Genomic DNA, 21,324 nt, shown 5'->3' on the forward strand with positions numbered 1-21,324 from the left:
TCGACAAAGATACCGATGTTGATTAATAATCAACAAAAAATTAATGTGGTATCCTGATTTTTTCGTAATTTAAATCCAAAATTCACCTGTTATGAATATGAAAAGGCTTCTTTTATTGTGTTTTCTTACACTAGCGACAGCGAGTATAAAAGCACAAGATTTACAAGGTCTTCTAGCTAAAATCAATGCATATCAAGACATCCACCCTATTGAAAAGCTCTATCTCCATATCGATAAACATACCTATACTGCAGGAGAATCTATTTGGTTCAAAGCCTATACGACTGTAGGAATAAACAACCTATTATCCAATATTAGCAATATTGCATACGTAGAACTTATCAGCCCAACGGAAGAGGTGGTGTCGAGTATACGAATTCCCATAATAACGGGCCTCGGTGTAGGCGATATTACATTAGCCGACACTTTAATTGAAGGAACATACCGTATTCGCGCCTATACCAACTGGATGCGTAACGATAGTTCTATTTATTTCTTTAACGAGAATATACATGTTAGCAACGGTAGATTAGACAATGTTCTTTCCCGTTCCTACCTCGACAACAACAATTACACCATCCAATTGCAGGATATCCAAGGCGCTCCGTTAACAGAGGAGGCTGTACGATACGAGATTATCTCTCCAACAGGTAAAAACCTCAGACGAGGGCGTGTTAAAACAGACGACCAAGGACAGCTAGTGATTCCCTTTAAAGATGAATATACCGAATCTAAACTCTTCATCAGTTTTTCAAATAAAGCCAAAGCACAAGTTAAAAAAATCTTTAAGCTACCGAAAGCTACTGTTTTAGAGAACAGCATCCAGTTTTTCCCAGAGGGGGGAAACCTGCTAGTAGGCAGTGTTAATAAAATTGCCGTCAAAACGCTAAAACCCGATGGCCTTGGTATAGAAAGCCAAACCGTTATACTGACAGCAACCGGCGACACCACAGCAACCATTAAGACCAACACCTTGGGTATGGGTTCCGTTCCATTATTTATTCCCGGTATCGAATCGATGGCCGCATATACCACATTCGATGATGGCTCCACGATAAAAACCGAACTTCCTCAACCGGTTGCTTCAGGCTATAACATCCAAATGAACAATGGAAATAGCGATAAATTATTCGCACAAGTAGGCGTAAGCCCCGACAAACAAGATGGAAGTGAAATCTATTTTGTAGCACAGTATATGGGCAATGTGTACTACGCGTCGAAACAGCCTGCATCTAAATCAGAGCTTATCTTTTCTGTACCTAAAACCGATTTACCCAACGGCATATTAACCATCAGTATCTTAAACAGCGCCCTAGAGCCCGTGATAGAAAGGCCAGTTTTTGTCTATAATGAAAAAAAAGCATTACCCGTGACAGCCAATGTCGATACGCCAACAAGTACCAAAAGAAAAAAAATAACCGTATCACTTGAAACAGGAAATTCATCAGATAGTATACGAAACAGCATCTTATCCGCTTCGGTAGTCAACAATTCCAAATTAAAAGATAGTTCGAAAGTAGCCTCCAATATTCTATCATCACTGCTAATGAGTGCAGATATAAAGGGATACATAGAGACCCCTGGCTATTATTTCGATGGAGAAATAAAAATCAATGATATAGACAATCTACTGCTGACACAGGGTTGGCGAAAAATAGATATAACACCTTCATTTGGCATAAGTGAACCTATTTTTTCTCCCGAGAAGAGCATATCTATTACGGGACAGGCCCGAAAACTCGGGCGAAAGGCACCCGCTTCAAAAGCGAACATGGTCTTAGTCCCTACCCATAATTTCATGGAATTTATCGATACGGTGGCCAACGAAGAAGGTTATTTTGAATTCAACAATTTATTTTTCCCAGATAGTATTAAATTCCTGATAACCGCAAAAGACGAAAAAGGACGAAATAACATCGACATTATTGTTTCCGAAGAAACGTCGCCTACCATAGGCCCTAACAAAAATGCTCCCGGCGAACAGAATAACGTAAATACCAACTTCGTAGAAGAGCTTCTTCACAGCAAGAAATATTTTTCGGGATTGGAAGCACAAGGTCTTATGGAAAAATCGATCGCTATCCAAGAAGTTATTGTAACAGCTCAGCGACCACGACATAAAGCCTCTGAACGTTCCGCAAACCTGAATGGTCCGGGTAATGCCGATCAAGTAATTTCAGCAGAGGATTTAGAAACGTGCACGACGTTAGAAATGTGTCTAAATGGACGTTTAATGGGCGTCATGTTCCGAAATGGCATTCCATACACCACACGCGGGGGCGGTGAAATGCAAGTTATACTAGATGGAATGTATGTTGAAAACGATATGTTATCGATGATCAACCCTATGGATGTGCAAAGTGTAGAGGTATTACGCAATGTAAATTATACTGCCATCTATGGTTCTTACGGAGGGAATGGCCTTATCATCATTACCTCAAAATCGGGGGCTGATGCTATGCGAAGCAACTATACCCCCAAAGGTATCGCAACAGTACAACCAAAAGGTTTCCATATCCAGAAAACATTTTACAAACCCAAATATGAGCCTAATTCTGAAACAACACTTAATCAAGATTTACGGACTACTATCCATTGGGAACCCAATATTGTAACAGATGAGAATGGTAAAGCGTCTTTTGATTTTTATACTTCCGATGAAGCTGGTAAATATCTTATAACAATCGAAGGACTAGATTTTAATGGACGGTTAGGGCGACAAACGTTAACCGTTGATGTCAACTAAAAACAGCATTGTAACATCATCCTTTTTTCCACATCGTTAATCTTGGTAATCATGTAACGACCGATTGCTGCGCGTTGTACCGCATCCACTGCATCCACAAGATTGCGCGCTATTGATCCTTCGCCAGGCTTAATCAGCACAATAATATCTTGTCCGTTCGTCGCTTGTTTCACATCAAAGGCCATCTTCGCCAGCAGCTCTCCTAAACCCAGCTTTCCATACGTCACTTTTTGCGGACTAGACTTCGGCGAGTCGGCTGTACCTCGGTAGTATGTTAATTCATTATTCTCGCCTAACAGAAGGTTCAACACCCGATCTTCACTCAGCAAAATCGGCGCCGTTATAGGGCCTTTATTTTTATCCGGCATAGCGATATCCAGTTGATGAGGCGTATTCAGCGAGGTAGTGAGCATAAAAAAAGTAATCAGGAGGAACGCTAAATCAACCATTGCTGTCAAGTCTACTTTAGGCATGGGTCTGTTTCGAATACTCCTACGTTCTTTCTTACCTCCTCCTTTTTGATCGTTTGTTAATTCTGCCATATTGTGCTATTTTAAAAAGTTCGACTTGGTTATTTATAATATTGATGGTTTTTTACGTAATTTTCCATAAAATAGCACAAAAGAATGTTATGGGTGAATTTATCAAGACACAGACAAACGAACACATCACTTACGTAGGGCTTGACCGGGAGAAATCCAATGCGATGCATTTAGAAATGATGCAAGAACTAATCGGCGAATTGGAACGTGCGAAAGAAGATCCTGCAGTGGAAGCCATTATTTTGCATGGCAAAGAAGGTTTTTTTTCTGCGGGGCTTGATCTCATCACGCTATACAAATACAATGAAGAGCAGATAAAAAACCTATGGGAAACATTTATCGATTTAATATATACGCTTGCTTCTTTTCCTAAGCCAACCATTGCATCTGTTACGGGACATGCACCTGCCGGAGGATGTGTCTTGGCGATCTGTTGTGATTATCGTATTATGGCAGAAGGAGAATTTATCATCGGACTAAACGAAGTTCCCGTTGGCCTGATTGTCCCGCCCAGCATCTTTGACCTCTACAGTCTATGGTTAGGACAAACCCAAGCCTATCGATACCTTTTAGAGGGAAAGCTTCTCTCTCCTACCGAAGGATTACAAAGTGGTCTTATTGATGAGGTTGTTCCGGCAGACCGCATCCATACTGCAGCTGCTCGAAAAGCAAAATCATGGACACAATTCGAACGTCAGGCATGGGGAACAACAAAGTTGAATATGCGAAGATACATGCTGCAACACATCAACGAAAACAAAGCAGATGTAGTGCAGCAGATGTTGACACAATGGTGGAAACCATCGACGAGACAGATATTAAAAACGATTATAGAAAATCTTACAAAAACAAAGTAGAGATTTCTTATATACCATGAAAAAATATAACGATGAGAAATACTTTAATTTTTATATGTTGCTATGTCCTCTTGGTAACGTCTTGTAACTCTTCCAATAAGAAGACCGAAGATTCCAAAGACTCGACGGATACACCAACAGCGGTCTTTCCAGAAGATACGCAGGAAATTAGTGCCGTCATCACCCGTTTTGCGGCAGCCTATCTCCTTCAGGATCAGGAAAAAGCAAATGCCCTTATCCATCCCGATCTGGGTTTATATATTATTTATCGTCCCGGGGTAGCCGATACCTACGAGAAAATAGACAGCCTCAATTTCGATAGACCGACCCCTGAATATTTTCCATATACCACCTTTGAAAATGACTATACACTCACATTTGAGAAACTTCCTGCTTTTGATTGCGGCGAAGAAAAATGGGATAAACTCGGTTTTTTTTGTGATACCACGTCTCAGGCAAATCAGTTAACCACCATCGCAGCCTTTGATCGAGAATTTAATGGTATAAGTGATGATGCACTGGCGAAAATCAAACAATTAGAGAAAGATACGTTCCGTGTCATCTTAGCCAAAAACGAACACCTGATTTTTCATGTTAAAAAATATGACAATAAATGGTATATATTTGTGCTTGACCGTGCTTATGCAGGTTGTGATGCCTAAAAGATTTTTTACAGAATAATCTTAAAATTTGAATAATTTTACCATATGAATAATATAGATAACGAAACAGGAAACCGTATTCAGCAATGGCTCGGCACAGAATACGATGATGATACGGTTGCACAAGTACAGAAACTTGTTGATAACAATGAAGAAACAGAACTTATAGATGCTTTTTACAGAGAATTAGAGTTTGGAACAGGAGGTTTACGTGGCATCATGGGGGTGGGATCAAACCGAATCAACAAATATACCATCGGAAAAGCAACACAGGGCCTCGCAAATTATTTAAAGAAACAGTTTCCAAATCAAACCATTAACGTAGCGGTAAGTTATGATTGTCGGAATAATTCGCAAGAATTGGGTCATTTGGTTGCAGATGTTTTCTCGGCAAACGGAATCCATGTTTATTTATTTAAAGAGCTGCGTCCTACCCCGATGCTTTCCTTTGCTGTTCGGCATTTTAAGTGTCAAGGAGGGGTTATGTTGACAGCATCACACAATCCAAAGGAGTACAATGGATACAAGGCCTATTGGAACGATGGCGGACAGCTGGTGGCACCTCATGATAAAAATGTAATCCATGAGGTCAATGCCATACAATCCGTGAACGACATTAAATTTGAGCGCGACAGCCATAATATTACGCTCGTGGAGGAGGATTTTGATAGAATCTATATTGAAGAGAATAAAAAACTAAGCATACATCCGGAAGCAGTGTCTGCCCAAAAAGACCTGAAAATAGTCTTCTCTCCTATTCATGGAACAGGTATAATCGTGCCCAAAATGCTTTCCGCCTGGGGTTTCACGAATGTACAGGTCGTAGAGGAACAAATCAAATCAGACGGAAACTTTCCAACAGTCATCTATCCGAACCCTGAAGAGGAAGAGGCGATGACGATGGCGAAACAAAAGGGACAGGCGCTAGACGCAGACGTCGTCATGGCAACCGATCCCGATGCAGATCGCGTTGGTTTAGCTGTAAAGAACCAAAAAGGTGAAATGCAGTTATTAAACGGGAATCAGATTGGCAGCTTACTCATTTATTACGTACTATCGTCTAAAAAAGAAAAGGGCGATCTGCAGGATAACGATTTTATCGTGAAAACCATCGTAACATCCAACCTTATGACCGACATTGGCAATAGCTTCGGTGTGAAAAATTATGAAACCTTGACCGGGTTTAAATTCATTGGCGAAGTGATGACAAAACTGGAAGGAAAAGAGAACTATCTGGTTGGCGGCGAAGAAAGTTATGGTTTCTTGGTTGGCGATTTAGTTCGCGACAAAGACGCCGTAAATGCCTGTGCTTTTATTGCTGAAATGGCCGCTTACTTCAAAACACAAGGGAAAACGGTATTCGAAGTATTGTTGGAACTTTACGAAAACTATGGTTTCTATCAAGAAAAACTGATCTCACTTACCAAGAAAGGAAAAGCAGGTGCCGACGAAATCAAGCAGATGATGGCAGATCTACGCGCCAATCCTCCACAGTCATTAGGTGGTATAAAGGTTAAAGAGATTCGTGATTATTCCACTAGTATTGCGCATGTATTGGCCGATGGAACAAAAACGAGTATAGATTTACCGAAATCGGATGTACTTCAGTTCATTACGGTTGACGGCGATGTCATTTCCGCAAGACCATCAGGCACCGAACCTAAAATTAAGTTTTATTGCTCCGTGAAAGAAGAGTTAGCCTCTAGCGATGCATACGAGCAAGTACTTATAAAGTTGGGAGACAAAGTAAAAAACATCATGGCTGATATCGTAAAAGACTGATGATGAAGAAATGGACCTTACTAGATTCTAGGTATATTATACAGCGTCCTTGGGCAACGTTGCGTGTTGATAAACTACAACTTCCTAATGGGAATATCAAAGACGAGTATTATGTCTTAGAGTATCCCACCTGGGTCAATATGGTTGCTTTTACGGAAGACAACCAACTGTTATTTGTCCGTCAATACCGACACGGAGCAGACGAAATTATGGTCGAGCTTCCTGCCGGTGTCGTCGAGGATGGAGAAGACCTCGAGGAAGCTGCCCGTCGGGAGCTTTTGGAAGAAACGGGGTATACCTTTACCTCTATAGAATATATCTGTAAGCTATATGCAAATCCAGCAACGAGTGGAAATTTGACCTATACTTATGTACTTAAGGGGGGAAAGAAAATTCAAGAACAACAGCTGGATAGCTCCGAAGATATTGAGGTTGTTATTATGGGGATAGAAGAGGCCAAACAGTTCCTCTTTGACAATAAAATAGGTCAGGCGTTACACACTTCTGCTCTTTTTTATTCTTTTCAAAAATTGGGTTTGCTTTAGCAAAACCCAATTTTATTTTTAAAACAAGCCTCCGAGCCGAATAATATTCAAGATTTTTGTATCTTTGCTATATGGCAAGAGAGATTTTTGAAACGAAGCGAAAAGCATTAAAAATTAACCTCAACCCCGATATTTATGGCACCTTTGCTGAAATCGGTGCTGGACAGGAAGTGGCACGCAACTTTTTTGGTGCCGGGGCTGCTTCGGGAACTATTGCAAAAACGATGTCAGCTTACGATATGGCCTTTAGCGATGCTATCTATGGCATCGAGGAATCGGGACGTTATGTAAGTCGTACACGTGTTAAAAAAATGCTCACCCACGAGTTTAATCTATTGACCGAACGCTTACAAGGTGAAAAATACAAATCAAAAACATTCTTTGCTTTTGCCAATACCGTCACTACGCTTAATTTCACCAAAACTAATGACCCGCATGGATGGATTGGTATACGCTTTCAACATGAAGTAGATGGACCGGTCAACGACATCGTTATCCACGTCCGCTTATTGGACAGTGATTCACGTCTACAGAGCAAAGTACTGGGTATTTTAGGGGTCAACCTCATTTTTGCGGCATATTATTACGCTGAAGATCCCCAGACCATGATTGAGTCCTTGGTAGACAATCTGTCTATAGGATCCGTAGAAATCGACTTGGTCAAAGTTTCAGGTCCTGTTTTTGAACATGCTAACGAAAGATTGCTCAATCTTTATCTCATTGCCAAAGGGTTTGCACAAGCTGCTATTTTCAAGCCCGATGCCCATGCTGCACAAATCAAAGATTACCTGTACAAAAAGAATATCATCATTTTACGCACCAAATATCGTCAGAAATCCAACCCGAACTTCGACCTCTTCAATCTTGCTGTAGAACAGTTCAAAAAGAATACAGGAGGAACAGCAGAAGACACAGTCGTTTTAATCGAGGTACTGATGGGTAATGTGCTCGATGAAGAAAATCGAATAACGAACGAGGACCTTACTTATTTCGCAGAGCGTGCTGAATACCTTTGTTCAACCGGTAACAACATTATGGTCTCCAATTTCCGGCGCAATAATCATTTGGCGGAGTTTATCCAGACATTCAAGCCCAAACATGTCGGTATCGCAACCAACACATCCAACTTAAAGAATATTTTCAATACCGATAATTACAACAAAGAGGTCTACACCAACGAATTACTTTCTTACATCTCGGGGATGTTTAGCAAGGATGTAAAATTATACGCTTATCCTTACCTAGATAAGAATACCAATGAAATTATTACTTCCCGGAATATGCCCGTAGCCGAAGAAGCCAAACCTTTGTTCGATTTCTTGGTACAGAACAATTATATCGTCGATATTGAGAATTACGACGAGAAATTTGTGAAAACGGTATAGTCCCGAAAGAGATTAAAGATATTTTTTAAAGATAGCATACAGAATTTTCAACTCTTCTACATTTAAAACGGCGGTAGTAGTCTCTTCCTGAATGTAATGAATTTTAAACGCTTTAATAGCAGCATCCAAATTTGTTATATTATATCCAATAATCCGCAATGCCAATTTCGGGTCAAAATCTTCTGGGGGAGTTTCTAAATTATCATCGTACCAAAATCCAAAACCTTGATCTGCCAACTTCTTCCAAGGAAAGCGGGATGGGTCGATCTTCCTACCAGGCGAAACATCCATGTGTCCGATAAAATTTGCCTGCGGAATTTTGTATGTCTCTTTCAGATAATGCAATAAACTAATCAACGCATCAATTTGCGTATCCGGCCAAGGATCTGTTGTCCCATTGTTATCTAACTCAATACCAATAGACGACGAATTAAGATCAGTATCATTTCCCCATCTGCTTATACCAGCATGGTGCCCCCTATACAAGTCATTCACCATTTGTAAAACTTTCCCATCACGTCCGATCACATAGTGCGAACTAACGCCTACTTTCTGGCTGTGAAAAGTCCTGACCGTCTGTTCAGTAGAATTTTGTGCTGTATGATGAAGGATAACATAATTCGGTTTTCGGACACCAAAATTAACAGCGGCAATCCACTCCTTTTCCTTTACTATAACCTTTTCTAATTGTTCCGTTACCGGAGATTCCCTATATAATTCCGCAAATTCTTTGGCTTTTTGCTTATAAATTTTTTCTGTTGCTGCGTATTTTCCACCGCCACAAGACGACAACAAAACAGCACCGCTAAATAGAAAGATAAAAATCGTTTTCATTCCATGTTTTTTTCTTCGCTCCTACTTCAGATAAAGCAATAAACGCTCCAATTCCTAAAGCTCCTTTACGGTAATCGAAACACGAAGTTTTCTTTAAAAATAAAAAAACTCCTGCAATTATAAAACTGCAGGAGTTCTTCAAATCTTCCCCTTTTTTACAAACAGGATAGCTCTTTAAGCTTCAGCATATTCCTCCATAGGAGGGCATGAACAGATTAATGTTCTATCCCCCTGCGAGTCATTCACACGTCCTACCGATGGCCAAAATTTGTTCAATTTTACGTAAGGAAGCGGATAAGCTGCTGTCTGGCGACTGTATGGCCTATTCCATTCATCAGCAGAAACAATCTCCGCAGTATGTGGTGCATGTTTCAGAACGTTCTCTTTTTGATCAATTTCACCAGTTTCTATCGCTGCTATTTCCGAACGGATAGCAATCAAAGCCTCACAAAAACGATCTAGTTCTGCTTTAGATTCTGATTCCGTAGGCTCTACCATCAGTGTACCCGCCACTGGGAAAGACACCGTTGGTGCATGGAAACCGTAGTCCATTAAACGTTTCGCGATATCCCCCACTTCAATTCCGACACTTTTGAACGTCCGACAATCCAATATCATTTCGTGTGCACAGCGACCATTAGCTCCTGCATACAATACCGGATAATGACTTTCCAAGCGTGCCTTGATATAATTCGCATTTAAGATCGCAGTCTTCGTCGCATCGGTTAGTCCATCACCGCCCATCATTGCAATGTATGCATACGAAATGGTCAGGATAGATGCCGACCCAAATGGCGCTGCTGATACCGCAGAAATACCTTGTTCGCCCGAGATTTCCACTATTTCATGGTTTGGCAAGAACGGTACCAGATGCGCCGCAACACCAATTGGCCCCATACCGGGACCACCACCACCATGTGGAATACAGAAGGTCTTATGCAAGTTTAAGTGACATACATCTGCTCCAATAAAACCCGGACTGGTCAAGCCTACCTGCGCATTCATATTTGCGCCATCCATATATACTTGTCCACCGTTTTGGTGAACAATTTCACATATTTCGATAATGGATTCCTCGAACACCCCGTGCGTTGAAGGATAAGTTACCATCAAGGAATTTAAGGATGCTGCATGCTCTTGTGCTTTCGCTCGAAGATCGGCTACATCGATATTACCATATGCATCACATTTGACAACAACAACTTTCAACCCCGCCATAGATGCGGAGGCCGGATTTGTTCCATGTGCCGAAGCCGGAATCAAGCATACATTGCGATGTCCTTCACCACGGCTTTCATGATATGCTCGAATCACCATCAAACCCGCGTATTCTCCCTGTGCTCCCGAATTCGGTTGAAATGACATCTTCGCAAATCCTGTGATTTCGGATAACCAATCGTTTAATTCATTAATAAGCTGCATATAGCCGGATGTCTGGTCAGCAGGAGCAAACGGATGCAAACCTCCAAAATGTGCCCATGTCAGCGGCAACATCTCGGTCGTTGCATTGAGCTTCATCGTACAGGAGCCTAGTGGGATCATGGAATGACATAACGATAGATCTTTCGCTTCCAAAGACTTAATATACCGAAGCATTTCACTCTCGGAGTGGTAGCTGTTAAAAACCGGATGGGTAAGATAAGGAGAGGTGCGTACAGCTTCCGATGGAATAGAAGATTCCAATTGATTTGCTAGACCACGTAACTCCACATCATTCCAAGATTTTCCTTTGATTTTGGCAAAAACCTTCACGATGGTTTCTACATCTTCAAACGTTGTCGTTTCATCAAGGGAAATACCAACGATACCTTCTTGGTAGAAGAAATTCAATTCATTGTTAAGTGCTTCTGCTTTCAACGCACCAGCCTGATCACCGACTACGATACGCAAGGTATCAAAATATGTTTTGTTGATCTGCTCGTAACCAAGTTCCTGCAGCGCCTTATTCAATAATTTAGTTAAGTCGTTAATACGTGTGGCTATATTTTTCACCCCTTGCGGACCGTGATATACGGCATAGAAAGATGCCATAATCGCCAACAAAGCTTGTGCAGTACAAATATTAGAAGAGGCCTTATCCCGACGGATATGTTGTTCACGTGTCTGCAATGCCATACGCAAGGCATAATTACCACTAGCATCGGAAGTAACGCCGATAATGCGGCCGGGGATATTTCGTTTATACGCTTCTTTTGTTGCGAAAAAAGCAGCGTGTGGACCCCCGAAACCCATCGGCACACCAAAACGCTGGGAATTTCCCACAACGACATCAGCACCCCATTCTCCTGGAGGAGTTAGCAACGCCAAGGACATCAAATCGGCTACGGCACATACCATGATATTTTTATCGTGAGCTGCCGTTGCAAAATTGGTATAATCCGTGATCGTACCATCTGCGGCCGGATACTGAATAAGCGCGGCGAATATGTCTTCGGTCAAGTTTTGTTCTCCCAGATCGGCTACGCGGATTTCCACGCCAAACGGAACCGCTCTCGTTTGGAGTACATCCAATGTCTGCGGATAGATATTAGGCGTTACCAAAAATACATTTGCAGTTTTATTTTTACGCGCACTGTATAGCATAAACATCGCTTCAGCAGCAGCGGTAGCTTCATCCAATAGGGAAGCATTCGCAATTTCCAGTCCGGTCAGATCTGATACCGCTGTCTGGAAATTTAATAAGGCTTGCAAACGCCCCTGGGCTATTTCTGCCTGATAAGGCGTATACTGGGTATACCATCCGGGATTTTCCAATACGTTGCGCTGGATAACAGCAGGAACCGTCACATCATAATATCCTTGCCCGATATAGGACTTAAAAACTTTATTTTTGTCAGCAATACGCTGGATTTTGGCTAGATAAGCTTGTTCGCTCAAGGCTGCTGGCAAGGCCAGTGATTTTTTCAACCTAATCTGGCTGGGAACTGCCTGTTCAATAAGCTGATCCAAGGATTGTACTCCTAAATAGCTTAGCATTTCCTGTACCTCTTCCGCTCTCGGACCATTGTGGCGATCCTGAAATTTTTCTTGATAAAATACGTTGCTCATGTGCGCTTAACTTTTCCGTAGCATCGCTCTAAACTATCTTATTTAGACCTTTTTAGAACGATACTTTCATATACTTTTTTGAGACCGCAAAGATACGATTTAATCCTCGAAATTAATAGAAACGGAAGTCAGATGTCGTGTTATCTGGCAACAAGTCTTCTATTGCTTTAAAGAAATGAATATTGAACTATGGATATACTAATCCTCCCCCAGAATAGCACGTATTTTCTCCATATCAAGCCTTCCTCCCCTTTTATTATAAACGATCCTACCACTTCGATTTAACAGCACTACTCGTGGTATAGTATTAATTCCTAGTTTACCGCTCAACAGACTTCCTCTATCCAAACTATGTATCCAGTCCATTTTGTGCTCTTCTATACTATTGATAAAACTGGTGGAATCACGATCAATAGAAATACCCACAATTTTCAATCTGTTCTCCGGAAATTCCTTTCGCAACGCTTTTATATCTGGAATTTGCTGTATGCAGGGTCCACACCAACTCGCCCAAAAATCCAGCAGGACGAAATTCTCTTTTTGATTTTTATAAAGAACGGTATCCCCATAGAGATCTCTAAAATGAATATCCGGCATCGTTGCGCCTTCCTTTAAAAGCACTGGAGATATTTTCTGCAGCAATCCATCGACTACCTTTTTTCCTTCGCCAGTAGCTCTAAATTCTTCCGGAAATGTATCGTTATAATACGCTAATAACTCCATGTAGTATTCAGGATAATCTTCTATAAATTCTACTGATGCAAGTATTTGGTCTTTAAAATAATAGAAGGAAAAAAAGTCTTCTGCATATGGCTTTAGGAACTCCATTGAATTAGCATTCATTAATCTTGTTAGCTGATTAAACTCATATTCAACGGAATCATTCGTGCGAATCTCTGCTCCGTGTTTTGTAAACAGATCATTCAGCTTTAGCAATTCATCTTTTTGCCTTATTCTTAAGTCACGATAAATCTCATTTGAAACCGTATCATAAATAGCTGTAATATTTATATTGCAATCAGCATAAAATGGTACATTTTTTCTATTTAAATCATAAAACAAATTCAAAACAGCAACAGGACTATTTATAAAAAATTCTTGATAATACTTACCGTCATACTGGGCATACATGCTCGGATAGCGTGTATAAGTAGGTCGGTCAACAACGATGGTAGAATCACCTTGGTTTAGGTTGATGATATCTAAGACAATACCATCGTCAAAATGCACCACTAGTTTTTCTCTATCAATACCGCTAAGATTAATTTTAATGTTAACACGGTCTTGTCCATACACAGCAGCGGAAAGCGTCAATAATACAACTAAAACAGTCAAGAACAGTGTTCTAATTACCATCATATAACAACTTGTTTAAAATATTGAAAAGAATAAGCGTAGCAGTGAAAAATCCTTGCCACGCCTAATGTAAGACCTAATTATGGCTACGCAATTATTGGTGATGTCCTGATATTGCCGCATGTCAATTGGTGTTAATTGTTTAAATATCAAATTACAAGATAGGGTAATCGTTCTAGATCAGGCGGTACTACTTTTTCGGATTATAATATTATTGTACAGATGTTGTGAATCGTTGAGATTGAAATCTTTCAAAAAACGAAAAAAATGTATATTGTATAGCAAATATTAATCCGCTGTATGATATACGTTATTCTTGCCCATAACTCTCCAGAGATGTTAAGTCTACTTATCAATAAACTGCAGAAAAAAAGAAATCACTTCGTCATACACATCGATCAAAATCAAGACATTACCCCTTTTGTTGAAGCTGCCGGAGGAATACAAAATTGCCACTTTACGCAGAAACGATACGCAAGTTATTGGGGTTCCTTCGCTTTGATCGAAGCGACACTACATGCTTTTGATTTTATCCGAAAAGAGTTACGGAAAAGACAGCGGGTCGTCCTACTCAGCGGAGCTGATCTACCGATCAAAAGTAACCGATATATTGACCGTTACTTAAATAGCCATCCGGACACCATCTTTATAGCATATGAGCCGATTCCCCGAAAAATATGGTATAAAGGAGGTATCACTCGTTTTCCGCTCTATGATACAATATCCACATCAATCAAATTTTACGGTGGATCGCAGTGGTTCTCCATACCGTACCAAGCACTTTCTATTATTTTCAGGTTCTTAAAAAGCAACCCTGATTTCGTAGAATACTTTCGTTATGTTAAAATTCCCGATGAAAGTTTTTTTCAAACACTCTTTCTGAACTGTGAACATCCCTATATTGACAATAATTTACGCAATCATAACCTTCATTTTATCAAGTGGGACAAGCCCTACAAGCATCCCAGAATATTAACAGCGAAAGATCTGTGCCAAATAAAAAAATCAAAAAGTCTTTTCGCTCGAAAATTTAACATCACACAATCAACTGAAATTATTTAAATAGTAGCGTTCTCCTCCTAACAAATCGACGTATATTTCGGCTTTTGTGTAAAGGCAAATAATAACTTTGTGGCCTTATTCTTGTCCGGATTATTTTTGCGTGCATTTCTATAGCTTTAAGGATTTTGTGAGGTTCATCCATATCCGCTTGAATATAGACTGATCCTCGGTAATGATCTCTGCGTCCGCTCGTATGCCCGGTTTTAGTTTGATCAGGGAGTCTTGCGCTGTCCTGATGAGGTCTACTTTGGAAAAGAATACGGAATCCTGAAGAGGGATGTCCGAGAGATAGCTGATCTTTCCATGCAGATATCCATATTCCTGATAAGGATAGCTCCGTACCTTGATCAGCACCTCCTGACCGACCCCCACCTTGGAAGATGCCTGTTGGGGGATATACATCTCCCCGTAGAAATCCTCATTCTTCGTATAGACGTAAAACATTTCTTGTCCATTCTGTACCAGCTGGCCTTCCTGCAGAAAAGAACCGTAGATCAGTTTACCGGTTGATGAGCTGGACAGCACATACTGTTTTTTCCAGTTCTCTGCGCTGCTGATAAAACTGTTGAGCGCCTGCAGGAATTTCTTGGACTCTTCGAGTATCTGGTTGTCGATCTCGGACAGTTCCTTGCTTTTGGCGAGCAGACTGCTGTTGTTGGTGATCAGGTTATTTTCCATCTGCGGTATGGACTGGCGTTTGGACAGCAGCAGGGCTTCTTTCTGCTGCAGTTCCATCTGGCTGACAATCTTTTTTTCGGCGAGTATCCTGTATTTATTGTATTCCTCTTCGGCCAGGGCCAGTTCGCGCTTTTGCAGCTCGTAGCTTTCCTGTATATGTCTGTTCTGATCATCCGTATTGGCCAATTCCCGGAGCAGGATAGCTTTTCGTTTGTTGAATATACCTTCCTTGTCGATGGCCCTGTAATTGAGGTAGGCGAGGTAAAAATTGTGGTAGTCGTTCTGCAATTCACCGAGATCCATACTCTGTGGGGGAGCGATGTGCTCCAGGTTGAGCAGGATGTTATCCTTTGCACGTATGGATTTCAATCGTTCCAGCAGGGCAAGCACCTGTGTATGGTCTGCCGTACTCTCCATATAGGCCAGATCCATGTCGGGTGTCACAGGAGTACCTTCTTCGACCAACAGTTTGACCAGATGACCTGCCGTCCGGCTGACGACTATTTTTGGTGCATCGACCGTTGTCAGCTTCATGTTGGCCGGTACGATCTCCGGGTAACGGATGAATACTGAAAGACCCAGTATAAGCAGTATGGTCAGCAGTACAAAGGATATTCCCCGTTGCAACAACCATGAAGGCGGTTTGGCGATGATCTCCTGTAGATCCTCTGAATGCACTTCTTCTTCTTGATAATTTTTCTTTGCCATGATGTCAGTTTCCTAGTTCCAGCTGGTTCTTGACCAGTTCAAAATAATGTCCTCTTTTTGCCGTCAGTTCGCTGTGCGTACCTTGTTCGACAACTTCCCCTTTATCGAGCACCACGATATTGTCTGCGCTTTTGACCGTTGACAGGCGGTGTGCTACGACTACCACCGTCCTGTTCCTGAAAAAGCGGTCCAGGCTTTCGATGATGGCTCTCTCGTTATTGGCGTCCAATGAGTTGGTCGCTTCGTCCAGAAAGATAAAGGCTGGATCTTTGTACACCGCCCGTGCGATCATGAGCCGTTGGCGCTGCCCCTGACTGATTCCCTTACCGGCCGTACCGATCTTAGTCGCCAACCCAAAGGGCTGCTCGGCAATAAAGTCGTCGAGATTGGCGATCTCGATTGCTTTTTTGAGCTTTTCTTCATCGGGGAACTCATCATTGATCGCGATATTACGTTCAATGGTATCGGCGTAGATATAGTTGTCCTGCATCACGGAACCACAGCTGTCCCGCCATAGGGAGAAGGATAGCTGTTCGAGCCTCTTGCCACCGATCCAGATCTCTCCCTCCTCGTAGTCGTAGAAGCGAAGCAACAGCTTGAGCACGGTCGTCTTGCCGCTGCCGCTCATGCCCACGATCGCCGTCGTCTTACCTTCGGGGAAGGTCAGATTAAGCTTCGTAAATACCGGATCGTTGCCTGCTCCGTAATACCGGAATGTCACGTTCCGCATCTCGATGCTCCTGCTGTCCGGCAAGGTGTTCAGGTAGTCTTTTTGCATGTTTTCCTCTTCCTCGGTTTCGTAGATCTCGTTCAGCCTTTCCAAGCTGATCTTGGCGTCCTGATAGGACTGCAAAAATTCCAAGAGGGCATGGACAGGACTGCTCACCATACCCACGATATATTGGACAGCCATCATGCCTCCCAGTGTTATCTCCCCCTCAATGACGGCTTTAGCAGCAATGTAAGTAATTAGGATGCCTTTGGCCTGATTAATCGCCATGGATCCTATAGACTGATACTGTGATAAGGCCAGGCTCTGTACCTTGAATTTGAACAACCTTGCCTGCAAGGCTTCCCAGCCCCATCTTTTTTGCTTCTGTGCATTATTGAGCTTAATGTCCTTGATACTCTGTATCATCTCGACCATATAAGTCTGGTTCTCCGAGGATATCTTGAAGCGTTTTTGATCTAGTTCCCGACGGTACTTCATAAAGATCAATATCCAGATTGTGTACAGTACGGTCGTGCCGAAGAATACCAGAAATATTGTTTTATTGTAAATAATCAATAATGACCCAAACACAATCATGTTGACAAGGGAGAACAATGTACTTAGCGTGTTTCCTGTGAGGAAAGATTCGATCCTTTGCTGATCAGACATACGCTGCATGAGGTCACCGTGTGTCTTGAGGTCAAAGAAGCCCATCGGTAGTTTCATGATCTTGATCAATAGATCCGTCAATATGGATATATTGACCCTTGTGCTGATGTGGAGCATGATCCACGAACGGATAAATGACACCGACGTACTGCCAACAAAAAGCATGAGCTGGGCGATTAGTATCAGGTTGATGAAGCTGATGCTTTTTGAGTTGATACCGATATCGACAACCGATTGTGTCAAGAACGGCGTGATTAGTTGGAGTACCGTTCCCAGCAACATCCCTAATATCAACTGGATGAATAGGCGCTTGTATTTATAGAAATAGGTAAAGATCTTACTCCATTTCAGTGCCAGTTCCGGCTTATCTTCGTCCAATTGATAGAAATAGGGTCCGGGGCTTAACAACAGGGATAGCCCCTCATGAAGTTGCTTGGTCGAAAACCAGTTCTGTGTAAACTCCCTTTCATCGTAAACCACCAGTCCTGTGGCCGGATCAGAAATGTAATATCTCCCCTTTTTTATCTGGTACAGGACGACGAAATGGTTTTGGTTCCAGTGCAATATACAGGGCAGTTCGACCTGGGCAAGCTGTTCTAAGCTAAGACGTACCCGATAAGTCCGGAATCCCAGTTGCTCGGCAGCTTCGCTTATTCCCAACAGGCTGACGCCCATATTTGTGGTATATGAGAGACGGCGAAGTCGGCTTATCGGGATATGCTGGCCAAAATAGCGGCATATGATACGCAAACAAGTGGCTCCGCAATCCATCTTGTCTTGCTGACGGTAATGGGGAAATGCTTTCAAAAGCTAATTACATTTGGTTAAAGCCATAGTTCAAGGATGAGTTCCAATATAAGAAAGAAGCTTATGGATAAGTTTCAATGTCAAAGAAGACAGACTGACAGCCGATGTAAAGTTGGCTTGGTTGGCAATGAGACCACTAAGATGAAAAAACGAAGAGGGAAGGTCCCGACCGTCCAGGAAATGTTTACAATTGTTCTTCCAAGTATCTAGCCACTCCATTCCATTTTCTTCATCCCTCAATTTCCATACATCATACACCATCTGGACCAGAAGCATCCGGTTCTCATCAAACAACTGTTGGAAAAAAAACCAGGCAGATTCTTTTTCCTGGTTCCTGATCTCTTCCGGTGGCAGTTTAGTCTGGTCCGAATAGATTAATTCGTTAAGGAAGACCTGCGCTTGTCTAAAGTCATCACAGATAGTATAGAGCATCACCAGATGCATATAAACTAAAAATGACACAGTACTTTCCAGTGTAATCTCTTCATCGCCGAGCGCAGCGACCATGGCTAAGGATACCTGCATTTGTAGGTCTTCGATAGCGTTGCTCTTATCGGTATACAATAATGTTTGGTTTCTATTGTGGTTAATCCAAACCGAGTTATTGGGATATGGCATAAAAAAATCGTTGACAGGATAAGCCACTTCATTATCGGCCGACGGATGGCACTCCAAAAAGTTGCTGATGAGTTCAGAAAATCTTTCTTCCAGTGATTCACAATGTGCCGCAGGATGAATAACCAACTTCACATGATCTCCCCGATACGTATTGAGTTGCATATAGAAACAGTTAAGCATCCCCGCATCAAATGCTTTGCTTAGATGAGGATAAATAAACCGGATGAAGATGTGCCAATCCGCGCGGTTGTAATAAACTGAAGCGATTATAACACGATGACTGATATTTTCCATATTTAAACAGTTATTGGCGTTTGATAATCAAAGTTCTTATACACCACATCTTTTCCAAATCCGGAACGGTTGACAATAGTCCGCTTTTCAAGCACATTCTGCGCCATAATGATTCTGTTGGTAGACTGGCTGTAGAACATTATAAAACGCTCAATGAAATCCTGATTAACAATCTGATAGAAGGTTGATGTTGTATCCTCTACTTGAGACAAGAAACATTTCTTTGTCTGATCAAAATAAAGTTTCTGGACTAAAAATTCCCTGAGGTACAAACTGATATGCGAATCATGCTCTTGCCATCTACCTTCCTGCCAAAAGTCTTTGAGTGAAAATCTAAATTTCATTTCTGCCTTTTGGATCTCAGTCAGCGGCCTATCGAATTTGTACGTTTCTATATCAATTACGATTCCCCGTTTAAACGTACCGTCGGTAAAAAGCATAACGAAATCCGAGCTGCAAGGGCTCAGGTAATTAACCAGCAACGCTTTCAGATTAATAAAAACCGCATCGTTGTTAATCCGCTCGGCTTGCGAATGGGAGATCGCATCGAAATACGCGGGATTGCTCTCCATAAGTTTCCTACTGACGTTGTTTAGTTCAAGCCGGTTAGCTAAATCGTAGTCGTCGAACCCATAACTGGTCATCCGTTCATCATATCCTCCTATATTGTGAAAATCTGTCCGCTTCACGCATATCCTGCCAAGCACATCACACTTCTCCCTGGCTCCGGAGGCATCAATGGCGGTCAAAAAAATACTGTCGTCATTTTTAAACTCGCGATTCAGATATGCTGCGAAGCCTTTCCCTGTATAATTGTCCGCATCGATATTGCATACCAAATCACCGGTCGCCAGCTTGTGGACTAAATTTTTTGAGTGACTTCGGTTAAAATGGACGGGCGTCGTGGTTTTATAATAGATCAGCTTACCCGTTTCAAGGTATGCCTGCATATGTTCTCTCACCCAGCTTTCCAATCCATCGAATGAGTTGTAATCCAATAGGATAAACTCAAGATTCTCGTAATCCTGATTGTCGATCAGATTAACCGGCAGTGTTTGCTCCAGGTAAGACAACCGGTTCATGCAGACCGTACAAAATGATATCTTATACATAGTTAATGATGTTACGTTTATTTCTGGCAGCCAGTGAACAATAATACCTGCTAAGCATATCATAAATGACCATTTCGTATACGCGTTGCTTTGATCGGAACATGCGGTTTACCGTCATGTGGATCAAACTCCTTAATAGTTGATGTATAGGAACATCTAGGTTTCGATCTTTTTCCATTTGTAACAGTTTTGCGGCGATAGGACTGATTCCAGCCGATCGCCGTTCAAGAATCTGTAACACAGGCGCTGCAAGAACGACAGGATCTGCCAGCGTCATCACCTGCTCCAGGGATCTCCGGTGTGTCCTGTATTTCCGGTCGAGTTGCAGTTTATATCCTTTTATGTGAAACCCCGTTTCTTTTTTGAAGTCATCGCTCAATGCGTTCAGGAATGATGATTTATCATTGATATCGAGCTGAAAATCGGAGATCATGTCGTCCACTATTTTCAACGCCACCAACCATCGTTGTCCATCCGCCTGTTGTTCATCAAGTATCTTTAGTATATGTACGATTGCATCGCTGTCGATTTGAAAAATAGACTCGGCATGTTCGATGGAGAAGATGCCATATCGTTCGATTTCACGCTGGTAGGTATCCAGCTGTACTTTCCAGATCAAGTCATTCTGTACATAAGATGCCAGTGACTGATTAAAACTATGGATCACGGAAGATACCTCTTTTTTGTCACGTACAAGCAAACGTATCCGTAAATGAAAGTCAGGATCAGCATAACGGAGGAAGAACCACTTTTGCAAAATGTTCTGGTTGTATAACTGTGTCATTAGCGTCGGTAACGTCTTTTTCAGGATGATATCTGCGGTCTTGTAACCTGTGTACAACTTGAAATAGACCCAATCATCACCGGGAATGAATGTCCTTTTTGGATGGATTTCCATAAAAATCGT

Annotated in this window: 16 protein-coding genes; 7 read left to right on the forward strand and 9 right to left on the reverse strand. The window is 41.8% G+C overall.

Translation table 11 applies throughout. From position 1 onward, the window contains the following. The first annotated feature begins 91 nt into the window (after positions 1 to 91). Positions 92 to 2,746, forward strand: a complete 2,655-nt coding sequence (locus tag EWE74_RS14015) for a TonB-dependent receptor (RefSeq protein WP_130142137.1) — start codon at positions 92 to 94, stop codon at positions 2,744 to 2,746. Here the strand turns inward: EWE74_RS14015 and EWE74_RS14020 are convergent. Beyond that, positions 2,743 to 3,288, reverse strand: a complete 546-nt coding sequence (locus EWE74_RS14020) for an ExbD/TolR family protein (protein ID WP_130142138.1) — start codon at positions 3,286 to 3,288, stop codon at positions 2,743 to 2,745. The genes EWE74_RS14015 and EWE74_RS14020 overlap by 4 nt on opposite strands. Before the next feature lie 89 nt (positions 3,289 to 3,377). Here EWE74_RS14020 and EWE74_RS14025 point away from each other — a divergent pair, with 89 nt between their 5' ends. The 5 genes from EWE74_RS14025 (at position 3,378) to EWE74_RS14045 (ending at position 8,519) form a co-directional block, all read left to right on the forward strand. Beyond that, positions 3,378 to 4,145 carry an enoyl-CoA hydratase/isomerase family protein gene (locus tag EWE74_RS14025; RefSeq protein WP_130142139.1) on the forward strand — a complete coding sequence of 256 codons (768 nt, stop codon included), beginning with the start codon at positions 3,378 to 3,380 and terminating at the stop codon, positions 4,143 to 4,145. Between the two features lie 32 nt (positions 4,146 to 4,177). Next, positions 4,178 to 4,807, forward strand: a complete 630-nt coding sequence (locus tag EWE74_RS14030) for a hypothetical protein (protein WP_130142140.1) — start codon at positions 4,178 to 4,180, stop codon at positions 4,805 to 4,807. 45 nt (positions 4,808 to 4,852) lie between these two features. Next, on the forward strand, positions 4,853 to 6,589 hold the full coding sequence (locus EWE74_RS14035) for a phospho-sugar mutase (RefSeq protein ID WP_130142141.1): 1,737 nt from the start codon (positions 4,853 to 4,855) through the stop codon (positions 6,587 to 6,589). 2 nt (positions 6,590 to 6,591) lie between these two features. Next, a complete protein-coding gene (locus EWE74_RS14040; protein WP_130142427.1) occupies positions 6,592 to 7,134 on the forward strand; it encodes an NUDIX hydrolase in 543 nt (180 codons plus the stop codon). 71 nt (positions 7,135 to 7,205) lie between these two features. Next, entirely contained in the window at positions 7,206 to 8,519 is a 1,314-nt protein-coding gene (locus tag EWE74_RS14045) for a nicotinamide mononucleotide adenylyltransferase (RefSeq protein WP_130142142.1), read from the forward strand. 12 nt (positions 8,520 to 8,531) lie between these two features. On the opposite strand, the gene EWE74_RS14050 is transcribed toward EWE74_RS14045, so the two are convergent. The 3 genes from EWE74_RS14050 to EWE74_RS14060 form a co-directional block, all read right to left on the reverse strand. Then, entirely contained in the window at positions 8,532 to 9,353 is an 822-nt protein-coding gene (locus EWE74_RS14050; protein WP_130142143.1) for an N-acetylmuramoyl-L-alanine amidase, read from the reverse strand. A gap of 174 nt (positions 9,354 to 9,527) precedes the next feature. Next, a complete protein-coding gene (gcvP, locus tag EWE74_RS14055; protein WP_130142144.1) occupies positions 9,528 to 12,401 on the reverse strand; it encodes an aminomethyl-transferring glycine dehydrogenase in 2,874 nt (957 codons plus the stop codon). 198 nt (positions 12,402 to 12,599) lie between these two features. Then, positions 12,600 to 13,760, reverse strand: a complete 1,161-nt coding sequence (locus EWE74_RS14060) for a TlpA family protein disulfide reductase (RefSeq protein ID WP_130142145.1) — start codon at positions 13,758 to 13,760, stop codon at positions 12,600 to 12,602. Between the two features lie 297 nt (positions 13,761 to 14,057). Here EWE74_RS14060 and EWE74_RS14065 point away from each other — a divergent pair, with 297 nt between their 5' ends. Continuing rightward, positions 14,058 to 14,819 carry a beta-1,6-N-acetylglucosaminyltransferase gene (locus tag EWE74_RS14065; RefSeq protein WP_130142146.1) on the forward strand — a complete coding sequence of 254 codons (762 nt, stop codon included), beginning with the start codon at positions 14,058 to 14,060 and terminating at the stop codon, positions 14,817 to 14,819. 108 nt (positions 14,820 to 14,927) lie between these two features. Here the strand turns inward: EWE74_RS14065 and EWE74_RS14070 are convergent, their stop codons facing one another. Genes EWE74_RS14070 through EWE74_RS14090 form a run of 5 tightly spaced genes read right to left on the reverse strand, consistent with a single transcriptional unit; the run spans position 14,928 to position 21,315 of the window. Then, the gene (locus EWE74_RS14070) at positions 14,928 to 16,175 is read right to left on the reverse strand and encodes an HlyD family secretion protein (protein ID WP_165384721.1); all 1,248 of its coding nucleotides are present in this window, start codon (positions 16,173 to 16,175) and stop codon (positions 14,928 to 14,930) included. A 34-nt stretch (positions 16,176 to 16,209) separates the two neighbouring features. After that, positions 16,210 to 18,393: a peptidase domain-containing ABC transporter gene (locus tag EWE74_RS14075; protein ID WP_206365237.1), complete on the reverse strand. Its 2,184-nt coding sequence runs from the start codon at positions 18,391 to 18,393 to the stop codon at positions 16,210 to 16,212. Positions 18,394 to 18,423: 30 nt separating this feature from the next. After that, positions 18,424 to 19,305: a hypothetical protein gene (locus tag EWE74_RS14080; RefSeq protein ID WP_130142148.1), complete on the reverse strand. Its 882-nt coding sequence runs from the start codon at positions 19,303 to 19,305 to the stop codon at positions 18,424 to 18,426. 2 nt (positions 19,306 to 19,307) lie between these two features. Beyond that, a complete protein-coding gene (locus tag EWE74_RS14085; protein WP_165384722.1) occupies positions 19,308 to 20,417 on the reverse strand; it encodes a glycosyltransferase family A protein in 1,110 nt (369 codons plus the stop codon). Next, a complete protein-coding gene (locus tag EWE74_RS14090; RefSeq protein WP_130142150.1) occupies positions 20,410 to 21,315 on the reverse strand; it encodes a thiopeptide-type bacteriocin biosynthesis protein in 906 nt (301 codons plus the stop codon). The genes EWE74_RS14085 and EWE74_RS14090 overlap by 8 nt, the downstream gene beginning before the upstream one ends. Positions 21,316 to 21,324 lie beyond the last annotated feature (9 nt).

Source organism: Sphingobacterium corticibacterium, from assembly GCF_004208525.1.
GTDB classification, from domain to species: domain Bacteria; phylum Bacteroidota; class Bacteroidia; order Sphingobacteriales; family Sphingobacteriaceae; genus Sphingobacterium; species Sphingobacterium corticibacterium.